The organism is Anaerosporobacter faecicola, from assembly GCF_012070565.1.
GTDB lineage: Bacteria > Bacillota > Clostridia > Lachnospirales > Lachnospiraceae > Anaerosporobacter > Anaerosporobacter faecicola.
The window spans coordinates 23,163-34,772 of sequence record NZ_JAAQRO010000004.1 but is presented as its reverse complement, the minus strand read 5'-3'; the positions used below and the strand labels follow the sequence as shown (position 1 = coordinate 34,772).

Sequence of the window (11,610 nt, the reverse complement as noted above, 5' to 3'; positions counted from 1 at the left end):
GAAAAACATGACCTTGTGAAGTGTTAAACCTATCGGATTGTTCCGCACTAGGTGCTCCCACAATCCGAAAAAACATTCGAAATCCGCCCCAAAAGGGCTACTTTCTCATGTTTTAGCGGGTCACAAATTCCTGTTCTTTCATGCAAGCATGAAAAACATGACCTTGTGACCCTTGGTTTAACAAAATACTTAGGAAAATGTTTTAAAAAATGTATAATTTCCTCCATTTAACAAATAATATCAATATCACTAGAAAATTTGATGATGATATTACATTAAATGGAGGAAAATTTTATGAAGGCAACTGGTATAGTAAGAAGAATAGATGATCTAGGCAGAGTTGTAGTTCCAAAAGAGATTAGAAGAACACTTAGAATTCGTGAAGGAGATCCTCTTGAAATTTTTACGGATCGAGAAGGTGAGATCATACTTAAAAAGTATTCTCCAATTGGTGAATTAAGTCAATTTGCGAAACAATATGGAGATGCATTGGCTCAAACTACAGGACATGTGGTATTTATTACAGATCGAGATCAATTTGTTTCTGTATCAGGTACCACAAAGAAAGATATTATAGGTAAACAGATTAGTAAAGAACTAGAGGATGCGGTGAATGAAAGAGAAAGCATTTCTGCTAGTTCTCAAGATAAATCCTTCATAAAAGTTGGAAGTGAGGAAGATGGAGACTTTACTTCAGAAGTAATCAGCCCGATCATCTGCGAAGGTGATGCCATTGGTGCAGTGATTATACTTACAAAGGATGCAAAAACAAAATTAGGAGAAGTGGAGATTAAGCTTGCTGCTACAGCATCAAATTTCCTTGGAAGACAGATGGAGCAGTAAGTACATCGAAGCTTCCTGTACAAATCATTTGATACAAGCAAAGGACGAATAATCAAGAATATTCATTCATTGAAGAATATGAGCGTACTTAGGTTATGAAAGTCATAAAATCAGATATATGACATTATAATAATTACATTGTAGAAATGCAAAGGTACCCGTAGTAAGTAGTGAATCAATATACTTGATTATTCATCTGAAAGCGTAAAATCATTTTTCACAGGAGAACTTTTAAAAAGTAATACGTATAAAGATACAAGGGAGGGTCTTACCATGGATATAGAGCTTACGAAAAAAATGGATTCATATACGAAAGAAAAGAAAGAGAATAAGACGATTGATTGCAGGAAAGATACCTATTGTTTTGAAGACTTTGTAGACATCATACGGGAACTTCGAAGTGAACATGGTTGTCCTTGGGATCGGGAACAGACCCATGAAAGCTTGCGTAATTGTATGTTGGAAGAATGTTACGAAGCTATCGATGCAATTAATAAAAAGGATATCCCAAATCTGAGAGAAGAGCTAGGAGATGTTCTACTTCAAGTTGTACTACATACCGTTATAGCAGAGGAAAGCCAGGAATTTACCATGGATGAAGTGACAACAGAGATTAGCAAGAAGATGATTCATCGGCACCCTCATGTTTTTTCTGATGTCCAAGCAGAGGATAGTGCTACCGTATTAAGAAATTGGGAAGCAATCAAAGTAGAGGAGAAAAAAGAAGAGACGATTGAAGATGGTATGTTACGAGTAGCGCAGGCACTTCCAGCACTCATCCGGGCTACAAAAGTGCAAAAAAAAGCATCCAAGATAGGGGTGGATGCACCCAGTACAGAAAGCGTTTTCAATGTACTTAATTCGACATTAAACGACATGAAAAATGCCTATGCAATAGGTAATCAGTCTCATATTGAAGAAAATTTTGAAAGACTGCTATTTTTAGTAACGGTTTTATCAAGAAAATTAGGAATAAATGCTGAAAATTCCTTGACAAATGCTACAGATAAGTTTATAAATAGATTTATAGGTGTTGAACGGCTCGCTGAAGGAGAAGGCAAGCATCTTAAGGATATGTCCATAGATGAGCAGACTGCTCTATGGGGACGAATTATATAACTTTTTTAGTAATAACAATTATTCAGAGGAGGAGTTTATCCATGAACAAAACAGAATTAGTTGCAGCAATTGCAGAAAAAACAGAATTATCAAAGAAAGATTCCGAAAAGGCATTAAAAGCATTTATCGACGTAGTTACAGAAGAATTAACTAAAGGCGAAAAAATCCAATTAGTAGGATTCGGTACTTTCGAAGTTTCTGAGAGAGCAGCTAGAGAAGGAAGAAATCCACAAACTGGAGAAACTATGAAGATTGCAGCTTCAAAATCTCCTAAATTCAAAGCTGGAAAAGCCTTAAAAGACGTAATTAATGCTTAATTAAGTGTAAATAATTAATAATGAAGTTGCTCTGTGAGGAGCAACTTTTTTTATATACTAGGAAAGACTTCCGACTTTCTTAGTATATAAACCCTCCGGGGGATGCGCACTCGCACAAGTAAAAATTATTGAAGTGCCATAGTGAAAAGGAGTTATGATATGAGATTAGATAAATTTTTAAAGGTTTCTCGAATAATTAAGAGAAGAACCGTTGCTAATGAAGCCTGTGATGCTGGCAGGGTTATGATCAATGGAAAGACAGCGAAAGCTTCTGCTAATGTTAAAGAAGGCGATATCCTTGAAATCGCATTTGGTAACAAAGAAGTAAAAGTGGAAATCCTTGATGTACAAGAAACGGTAAAAAAGGATGACGCAAAAGAATTGTTCCGTTATCTCTAGAAGCAATGTGCATGATTTTATAAACCTCCTAATATACTTATAGTAAATGAAAAAACACTAGTATGGGTATAGTAGGAGGTTGTTTTTATGGAAGAGAAGCAATTACCAAGATCAAGTCATAAGTTATCATTAACAAGTCGTAAAAGTGCAATTATTACAGGCGTTAATGATGTTCTTTCTTTTGATGCCAATGAAATCTTATTAGAAACAGAACAGGGAATCTTAATGATCCGTGGAGATGAACTTCATGTAAATCGACTTACCTTGGAAAAGGGGGAAGTAGATATAGACGGGAGAGTAGACAGCCTTACTTACTCAGATGGAGGATATTCCAAGAGTGGGGAATCCTTCTTTGGAAGACTATTCAAGTAATGAATAGATCATAAAAAGAGAGGAGAAGACCCCCATGACAGAGATCATTAATTTAGAGGTACAGTTTTTCTTGACGTCAATCCTCTACGGTATCCTTTTGCTAGTTGTGTATGATAGCATTCGTATAATTCGAAGGATTGTTCCGCATAAAGCATTTTTTATAGCAGTAGAGGATTTGCTATTTTGGATTGTAGCAAGTATTGTTATCTTTTTGATGATTTATGAGAAGAACAATGGAACGATTAGAGGGTTTGCAATCCTTGGAATGCTCCTTGGAATGATTATCTATAATCAGTTGCTTAGTCGTTTGGTGGTAAAGGGCATTACATGGCTCCTTAAGACGATTATAAAAGGAATTCGAAAACTTTTACACGTGATCTTTCGTCCATTTGCCTTTCTCTTTCGAAAGGGAGCAAAAGGATTTCGTGCTGTTTCAGGAAAAGCGGCAAAAGTAAATCACAAAGTGACTAATAAAATGAAAAAAGTAGGAAAGAGTTCTGTAAAACAATTGAAAAATACTGCAAAAACGGTTAAAATATCAGTAACGAAAAAATAAGGAAAGATACCAATTCATTGATATAGAAAGAAGGGTAGAATATGATCATCGGTAGAAAAACAAAAAAAAGGACAGGTTTATTATCAACGGTGTTTCTGGTAATGATGATCTGTGGCGTGATCTTTTATCAGAAAGAAAAACTGGATAAACAAAGACTGTCCTATCTGGAGCAAGAGCAAAGTCTACAAGAACAAATTGATGCTGAAGCAGAACGATCAGAAGAAATTGAAGAAAAACGAGCTTATGTACAGACTAAGAAATACATAGAAGAAGTAGCAAGAGAAAAATTAGGTCTTGTCTACAAGAATGAGATTGTATTCGACCCACAACAATAATGCATAGTTATGAAAAGAATGGGAACGCTAATAAAGAAGATAATATTTCGAATTGAACAAATTAATAAAAAAATTCAAAAAAGTAGTTGACATTTAGATTCCCATTCAGTATAATAGTTTTTGTCAGTGCGGCGGAGTAGCTCAGTTGGCTAGAGCATGCGGTTCATACCCGCAGTGTCGGCGGTTCAAATCCGTTCTCCGCTATTTAATAAAACCAGAACATTTTCTTGATGTTCTGGTTTTTTTGTGTTTATCTAAGAAATCTTACTATGGATGCAAATTCAGTTTTAGCCAAGGGACCAAGGCTTCGTCTTTCCGTATATCCTTTGGATTAGAATGCATTTAGAAGAACAAATGAGTTCCCTTAATAATCAAATAAGAGCTAACTTAGAATCTGTATTTTAATTTCTTAAATCCTGTGAGCTCCCTACATTCGAGTCGGATGCCGATACGATGGAGATAATGTCATAAACTTTTTGAAATCACGACCATTGATTTGACAAACATTTCATACAATTGCTTCTATAATTTCGGATTGACAGCCAAATTAAGAAAAGGAAGTGTAGTGTATGAAAGGTATTACAAAGAGAGGCATTGCAATTACTCTTATTGGATTTATGGTATCCCAAGCACAATTTTTATCCATGAATCCTATTGCAATTGCATATTTTACAGCAGCATTTATAGAAAAGACCATGAGGCCTTTTTTATTGATTGGAGTCGCGCTTGGATCAGCACTCGTATTACCAACCGTTGAAGCCGTCAAATATACATTTGTGATAATCGTCTTAGCAATCGTAGGAAACCTGATTGAAAACAGAAATAAGAACAAACCGATTCCATTGGTGGCATATGCATTTATCGCAGCTATCATTACCGCAGGAATTACGGCCACAAAGTATTTCTTTACGTATCCCTCACAACAACAGCAATTAATTTATCTAGCATTGGAAGCAGTTTTGATTGTGTGTTTGGCAATGATATTCTCTCGTCCAATAAAGTTCCTGCTCTATAGTGAATTGGGACAGGCAATGGATAATGAGCAATTAATCAGTATGGTGTTATTAGCAGGCTTAGTAATCTATGGCTTGCCGGATCTTGGTGGACTTCAATTCTCCTTGTTCAAGACAACCGTGTTTTTCATTATCTTACTCATGGGATATAAGTACGGAGCTGGAGCTGGTGCAATTACGGGAGCAGTATGCGGCATTGTGATTGCTTTGCGGGAGTATATGAATATTGCAGGGATGACGTGGAAAGAGGATTTGCTACCCATTATAGCGGTTATGTGTTGTCTTGGAATCTTAGTAGGAATCTTCCGGGAAGTGGGACGGTTACCAACGGCTATTGCATATAGTGTAGGAATTGTTTCTGCCAGTTATCTGTACGAGGAATTTCTGATTACAACCATTCAGGTAGGTGCCCTTGTATCTTGTGTTATTCTTTTCTTGCTGTTACCAAGAGGAATGATGCGCCGTGTTCAAGGAAAGACAGACCGAAGGATGGAACTTCAATTTATAGAACAGAATATCCAGAATATGACCAGGCAGAAATTACGGGGATTTGCAGAATCCTTTCAAAAGTTATCCAGTACTTTTCATACAATGTCGGATACGAAAACCTCCTTAAGCAGGCAGGAAGTGGATATGATCTTTGATGAATTATCAGATCGTTTGTGTAAGAACTGCAGCAATTGTAACACTTGCTGGAAAAGTGATTTTTATGATACATATAAAGCTACCTTCAGTATATTGAATACGGTGGAACAGACAGGAGCCATTTGTGAATCCGATGTACCGATTTCTTTTGCAAGTCGTTGTATTAATTTACAGGAATTTTTAGCAGAAACCAACCGGAGCTTAGAAATAGCGAAAGTGAATCTCAATTGGACCAATCGAATGGCAGAAAGCAGAGAAGCTATTGCAAGTCAATTAGGAGAGGTTGCAAAGATTATAGAGGATTTTTCAAAGGATCTTAGTGACACACTCTTGGTAAATGGCGTGGAGGAGCAGAGAATTATCAATCAACTTAAATTGAATCATATTCAGGTAAAGCAGATATCCATTATGGAAAAAAGGAATAAGAGACAGGATATCTATGTTGTAGCTAGAACAACAAAGGGAAGATGCATTACAACAAAGGAAACAGCAAGTTTGGTAAGTAATGTGATTGGAAAGAAGGTAAAGCCAGCAGAAGGAAGCAAGAATATATTGGCCAAAGATTATGAGACATACGTCTTTGTGGAAGATACCGCATTTAAAACATTAACGGGAGTGGCAAAAGTTCCTAGAGTTGGAGAGAGCGTATCAGGAGATAATTTCTCTATGATGGAGTTGGGGACGGGAGACATGATCTTGACTTTATCAGATGGAATGGGCAGTGGAAAATTAGCTTGTGAAGAAAGTGAATCCGTGGTGGAGTTATTGGAGCAACTTATCGACGCAGGGTTTAAAGAAGAGTCCGCAATAAAGCTCATTAATTCCATCTTGGTAAGCCGTTCCGAGAACCAAATGTTTTCTACCGTGGATATGAGTATTTTAAATCTATATACAGGAATCTGTGATTTTATTAAGATAGGTGCATCAACAACATTTATTAAACGGGATCATTGGGTGGAGAGCATTTGTTCCACAACCCTTCCAGTAGGAATGTTTCAGAATGTGGATTTTGATGGAGTATCAAAAAAATTATACGATGGAGACTTTATCATCATGGTAACAGATGGGGTATTGGATTGTATTCAGGGCGATGAAAAAGAAAAGGAGATGGAACAGATCATCTTAAGTATAAAAACAACAAACCCACAGGATATGGCGGATCAGATTTTAACAAAAGCAATGGAATTCAGTGATAACCAGGCGGTTGATGATATGACAGTACTTGTTGCAGGGGTATGGAAGAAATATTAGGAAAGGAGACTTGCTATTTTGGATACAGCAGTATAGAATACAGGATAAAGTGTTATAGGATCTGGAGGAACATACCATGCTGAATAAGGTACGACAATATATCGATGCAAATCATATGCTGGCAAAGAAGGCAAAGGTAGTACTTGGAGTCTCTGGTGGAGCAGACTCCGTATGCCTTTTCTTTGTTATGCTTGCATTAAGGGAAAGTTATGATCTTACGCTATATGTTGTTCATGTGAATCATATGATTCGTGGAGAAGAGGCAGATCGGGATCAGAGATATGTGGAGCAATTATGTGCAGAAAATCAAGTGACTTTCCATTGCATTAAAGAGGACGTGAAAGAGGTTGCTAAGAAGGAACATCTGTCGGAAGAGGAGGCAGGACGAGAAGTACGATATAAAGCGTTTGAAGAGATTCGAATGCTTTATGGTTGTGATGTGATCGCCGTTGCGCATAATAGCAATGATTGTGCGGAGACAATGTTATTCCAATTAGCTCGAGGAAGTGGGATAACCGGATTAACTTCTATTCCGCCGAAAAGAGGACATATTATTCGTCCACTGCTTATGGTTACAAGAGCAGAGATTGAGGCTTATCTAAAGGATAGAAAAATTGCATACCAGACCGATGAGACGAATCTTGAAACGGTTTATGCTAGAAATCGTATCAGACTTGATATTATGCCGTATTTGGAACAGCATATTAACAAGCAGGCAGTGGCACATATGGTAAAAACAGCACAAATGCTTACAGAAGTGGAAGAATTTATAGAAAAACAGGAAATTATTTGTTATAATAGGCTCGTCCAAATTAAATCTGGCATCTATCATGTGGAACTTGCTGCCTTTCAAAGAGAAGATCCTGTTATACAGAAAGCAATGGTCCGTCATATTCTTCAGGAATTAGCAGGGAAATTAAAAGACATTGAGCGTGTTCATATTGAAGAAATCTGCAATTTGGTAACAAAAGGTGTAGGAAAAAAAGTAGATTTACCCTATGGTATGGTAGCATACAATGATTATAAAGACTTGATGATCTGCATGAAGGAGCAGATGGGAAAGGTTGAATTAGAAGCAATACGGCAGACACAACGTCCAGTAGTAGAGGAATCTTTGGAGTTGTTAATTTTACAAAAGGAAGTATCCATAGAACAATCTTTTGGTAAATTAAAGATTCCAGGGTTGCTTTCGTCAGAAGAGTATCAAATTACTTATGCAATTTGTCCTGTTGAAGATACACTCCAATCTATTTTACAGGATAAAATGGATACAATTTGGGATACTAATGAGAATGTGGTACCTGATTTTATTAGGCAGTTGAGTAATCAATCAAAATTCTATGAAGAATATAAAAAAAGTATGATAAATGCTAGAAATGGGTATACGAAATGCTTTGATTATGATAAAATAAAAAATGCTGTTCAATTACGTACCAGGCGAGAAGGTGATTATATGCAGATCAATGCATATAATGGAACAAAAAAACTGAAAGCTCTTTTGGTGGATCAAAAAGTTCCAAGAGAGCAACGTAGTCATATCCCGTTATTGGCAGATGGTAGTCATATTATGTGGATACCAGGTTCACGAATCAGTGAAGCATATAAGATAAGTGAAAGTACTAGAACAATACTTATTGTTTATTTATTTGGAGGAAAATGAAATGGAAGACAAGATAAGAGTATTACTTAGTGAAGAAGAAGTGGATAAGAAAATTAGGGAACTAGGTGCACAGATCAGCAAAGATTATGCTGGGAAAAGTATTCATTTAATTTGTGTACTAAAAGGTGGCGTGTTCATTACATGCGAATTAGCAAAAAGAATCACCGTTCCTGTTACAATGGACTTCATGTCTGTTTCAAGTTATGGAGATGGAACAGAAAGTTCTGGTCGTGTAAAGATCGTGAAAGATCTTGACGAAGCAATTGAAGGAAAAGAAGTTCTTATTGTTGAAGATATCATTGATTCTGGTAGAACATTAAGTTATCTTATTGAATTATTAGAATCCAGAAAACCAAATAGTATTCGTCTATGTACTCTTCTAGATAAGCCAGAAAGAAGAGTAACTGATGTAAAGGTAGATTATGTAGGATTTAATATTCCAGACGAATTCGTAATTGGATATGGATTGGATTATGCACAAAAATATCGTAATTTACCATTCATAGGAGTAGTAGAGAACAATTAATAAAAACGGGAGTTAAACGAAGAAGGGAGGTTTTGCTTTGAAGAAGCAGATGAAAGGACTTGGTTTCTATGCCATTATTCTTGCGATCATTGTATTTGCGATGTTATTATCGGATAGCTTGAATAAAGTAAGTACCGAATCATATAGTCTGTCACAATTTACTGCAGACTTGAAAGAGAAGACGATTAAATCCATCGATGTGTACATGAATGAAGAGGTTCCAACCGGTCAGGTTAAGGTAACCTTTAGTGATAGTAATAAATCCAATGCTAGTTTCTACGTTGCAGATACCAGTAAGATTGAAGACTTATCATTGGAATATGGGTACAATGCAAAAGTACATGATGTAGACCGACCAAGTTGGATTATGCAATTGTTGCCATATATATTAGGATTTATCGTAATAATCGTATTATTCTCATTTATGACCAGTCAAGTTTCTGGTGGTGGTGGCAACTCAAAGGTTATGAACTTTGGTAAGAGTAGAGCGAAGATGACCACGGATGAGAATAAAAAGACCACGTTTAAGAATGTTGCGGGTCTTGATGAAGAGAAGGAAGAATTAAGAGAAATTGTAGATTTCTTGAAAGAACCTGCGAAGTATCTACAGGTTGGAGCTAGAATACCTAAGGGTGTTTTACTTGTAGGACCTCCGGGAACTGGTAAAACTTTATTAGCAAAAGCAGTAGCAGGAGAAGCAGGCGTTCCTTTCTTTAGTATCTCCGGTTCTGATTTCGTTGAAATGTTTGTCGGTGTGGGTGCTTCCCGTGTTAGAGATTTATTTGAGGAGGCAAAGAAAAATTCCCCTTGTATTATATTTATCGATGAAATTGATGCGGTAGCAAGACGTCGTGGTACGGGTCTTGGTGGCGGACATGATGAAAGGGAGCAAACCTTGAATCAGATGTTGGTAGAGATGGACGGATTTGGAGCAAACCAGGGAATCATCGTTATGGCTGCAACAAACCGTGTAGATATATTAGACCCTGCAATCTTACGTCCAGGTCGTTTTGACCGAAAAGTTACAGTAGGACGTCCAGATGTGAAGGGAAGGGAAGAGATTCTTGGAGTTCATGCAAAAGGAAAACCACTTGGTGAGGATGTTAATTTAAAACAGATTGCACAAACAACAGCTGGATTTACTGGAGCAGATCTTGAGAATTTACTTAATGAAGCAGCAATCTATGCAGCAAAAGTAAATCGTGCATTTATTACACAGGAAGATATCAATCGTTCCTTCATCAAAGTAGGAATTGGAGCAGAGAAGAAGAGTCGTGTGATTTCTGAAAAAGAAAAGAGAATTACCGCTTATCATGAAGCTGGTCATGCAATTTTATTCCATGTATTACCTGATGTGGGACCTGTTTATACGGTATCCATCATTCCAACAGGCAATGGAGCAGCAGGGTATACAATGCCTCTTCCTGAAAAAGATGAGATGTTTAATACAAAGGGAAAGATGACCCAAGATATTATTGTTAGCCTTGGTGGTCGTATTGCTGAAGAGATGATCTTTGATGATATTACAACAGGAGCATCACAAGATATTAAAGTTGCAACGAAGACAGCAAGAGCTATGGTAACACGTTATGGTTTCTCTGAATCCCTTGGATTAGTAAACTATGATAATGATGATGATGATGAAGTCTTTATTGGAAGAGATTTCGGTCATACAAAGAGCTTTAGCGAAGAGATAGCACGTTCAATTGATGAAGAAGTGAAGAGGATTATTGAAGATTGCTACGATAAAGCAAAGAAGATCTTAACCGACAATATCGATATTTTACATTCTTGTGCAACAATGCTTCTTGAAAAGGAACGAATCAACCGTGCAGAGTTTGAAAGTCTTTTTGGTATCGTTCCAACAGAAGATCTTACAACTGACGATCAGAAGGAAGCATTGGTTGAGGAAAACCAAGTAGCAGAAACAGAAATAGAAACAGAAACAGAGACAAAGGTAGAACCTACCGATACACAAGAATAATAAATTAATGAGACAAAGATATCAAAAGTCGTGTGTATCAGGGTTACATGATATACAAATGCTTTTGAATTTGTATGATAATTTAATACAATTTAGAAAAGACAATGAAAGCGGATCAAGTAACTTTTATAGTTCCAACGAGTTACTTGATACCAGCAGGTTGTCTTTTTTTATTTAATTGGAAAGTCTTCGTACTTTTGAAGTAGATATTAACGCGAGAGTGTACGAAGTACACTTTGTTCTTGAGTTACAATAAGAGGTTTTCTCTAGCAAAAAATGGGAGAAATCAAAAGCTAGCATGCTTTACATGAAAATAATGGTAGTTCAGCACAGAGAATTTTATATATTCCTAAAAATGGGTTGTCAAAATTGCTAAAAAAAGTTATTTAATAAATAAATGTTTATGCACACTTAACCTGGGTGCCATGCTATACTAATACACGTAAACCCCAATACATTATATAGTTTTTGCTACACCCCATAAGTAACAAAAATACCTTCTCCAAAAGAGGACAGCAGATCGGATGGCTGTCCTCTTTTATTATCTCCAAATGAATAATTGTTACATGTGGTGAAGTGTGTCGGATATT

11 protein-coding genes and 1 tRNA gene are annotated in these 11,610 nt (G+C 36.6%); all 12 read left to right on the top strand.

The window, feature by feature from the left end; translation table 11 throughout:
• The first annotated feature begins 294 nt into the window (after positions 1-294).
• Positions 295-843: a stage V sporulation protein T gene (gene spoVT, locus HBB17_RS02105; protein WP_167955328.1), complete on the top strand. Its 549-nt coding sequence runs from the start codon at positions 295-297 to the stop codon at positions 841-843.
• Positions 844-1,116: 273 nt separating this feature from the next.
• The gene (mazG, locus tag HBB17_RS02100; RefSeq protein ID WP_167955326.1) at positions 1,117-1,962 is read left to right on the top strand and encodes a nucleoside triphosphate pyrophosphohydrolase; all 846 of its coding nucleotides are present in this window, start codon (positions 1,117-1,119) and stop codon (positions 1,960-1,962) included.
• Positions 1,963-2,003: 41 nt separating this feature from the next.
• Positions 2,004-2,279: an HU family DNA-binding protein gene (locus HBB17_RS02095; RefSeq protein ID WP_167955325.1), complete on the top strand. Its 276-nt coding sequence runs from the start codon at positions 2,004-2,006 to the stop codon at positions 2,277-2,279.
• A 159-nt stretch (positions 2,280-2,438) separates the two neighbouring features.
• Positions 2,439-2,678, top strand: a complete 240-nt coding sequence (locus HBB17_RS02090; RefSeq protein ID WP_167955323.1) for an RNA-binding S4 domain-containing protein — start codon at positions 2,439-2,441, stop codon at positions 2,676-2,678.
• 87 nt (positions 2,679-2,765) lie between these two features.
• A complete protein-coding gene (gene yabP, locus HBB17_RS02085; protein WP_167955321.1) occupies positions 2,766-3,050 on the top strand; it encodes a sporulation protein YabP in 285 nt (94 codons plus the stop codon).
• 34 nt (positions 3,051-3,084) lie between these two features.
• On the top strand, positions 3,085-3,606 hold the full coding sequence (gene yabQ / locus HBB17_RS02080) for a spore cortex biosynthesis protein YabQ (protein ID WP_167955320.1): 522 nt from the start codon (positions 3,085-3,087) through the stop codon (positions 3,604-3,606).
• 41 nt (positions 3,607-3,647) lie between these two features.
• A complete protein-coding gene (locus HBB17_RS02075) occupies positions 3,648-3,941 on the top strand; it encodes a septum formation initiator family protein (protein ID WP_167955318.1) in 294 nt (97 codons plus the stop codon).
• A 130-nt stretch (positions 3,942-4,071) separates the two neighbouring features.
• Positions 4,072-4,145: transfer RNA gene (locus HBB17_RS02070), tRNA-Met, on the top strand.
• 365 nt (positions 4,146-4,510) lie between these two features.
• The gene (spoIIE, locus tag HBB17_RS02065; protein WP_167955316.1) at positions 4,511-6,850 is read left to right on the top strand and encodes a stage II sporulation protein E; all 2,340 of its coding nucleotides are present in this window, start codon (positions 4,511-4,513) and stop codon (positions 6,848-6,850) included.
• Between the two features lie 76 nt (positions 6,851-6,926).
• Positions 6,927-8,510: a tRNA lysidine(34) synthetase TilS gene (tilS, locus tag HBB17_RS02060; RefSeq protein ID WP_167955314.1), complete on the top strand. Its 1,584-nt coding sequence runs from the start codon at positions 6,927-6,929 to the stop codon at positions 8,508-8,510.
• A 1-nt stretch (position 8,511) separates the two neighbouring features.
• Positions 8,512-9,036 carry a hypoxanthine phosphoribosyltransferase gene (gene hpt / locus HBB17_RS02055; RefSeq protein WP_167955312.1) on the top strand — a complete coding sequence of 175 codons (525 nt, stop codon included), beginning with the start codon at positions 8,512-8,514 and terminating at the stop codon, positions 9,034-9,036.
• Positions 9,037-9,085: 49 nt separating this feature from the next.
• Positions 9,086-11,020 carry an ATP-dependent zinc metalloprotease FtsH gene (gene ftsH, locus HBB17_RS02050; RefSeq protein WP_167955334.1) on the top strand — a complete coding sequence of 645 codons (1,935 nt, stop codon included), beginning with the start codon at positions 9,086-9,088 and terminating at the stop codon, positions 11,018-11,020.
• The last annotated feature ends 590 nt before the right edge of the window (positions 11,021-11,610 follow it).

Coding starts and splice junctions, on each gene's coding strand:
- spoVT (WP_167955328.1), top strand. CDS start 295: ATGAAGGCAACTGGTATAGTAAGAAGAATAGATGATCTAGGCAGAGTT.
- mazG (WP_167955326.1), top strand. CDS start 1,117: ATGGATATAGAGCTTACGAAAAAAATGGATTCATATACGAAAGAAAAG.
- HBB17_RS02095 (WP_167955325.1), top strand. CDS start 2,004: ATGAACAAAACAGAATTAGTTGCAGCAATTGCAGAAAAAACAGAATTA.
- HBB17_RS02090 (WP_167955323.1), top strand. CDS start 2,439: ATGAGATTAGATAAATTTTTAAAGGTTTCTCGAATAATTAAGAGAAGA.
- yabP (WP_167955321.1), top strand. CDS start 2,766: ATGGAAGAGAAGCAATTACCAAGATCAAGTCATAAGTTATCATTAACA.
- yabQ (WP_167955320.1), top strand. CDS start 3,085: ATGACAGAGATCATTAATTTAGAGGTACAGTTTTTCTTGACGTCAATC.
- HBB17_RS02075 (WP_167955318.1), top strand. CDS start 3,648: ATGATCATCGGTAGAAAAACAAAAAAAAGGACAGGTTTATTATCAACG.
- spoIIE (WP_167955316.1), top strand. CDS start 4,511: ATGAAAGGTATTACAAAGAGAGGCATTGCAATTACTCTTATTGGATTT.
- tilS (WP_167955314.1), top strand. CDS start 6,927: ATGCTGAATAAGGTACGACAATATATCGATGCAAATCATATGCTGGCA.
- hpt (WP_167955312.1), top strand. CDS start 8,512: ATGGAAGACAAGATAAGAGTATTACTTAGTGAAGAAGAAGTGGATAAG.
- ftsH (WP_167955334.1), top strand. CDS start 9,086: ATGAAAGGACTTGGTTTCTATGCCATTATTCTTGCGATCATTGTATTT.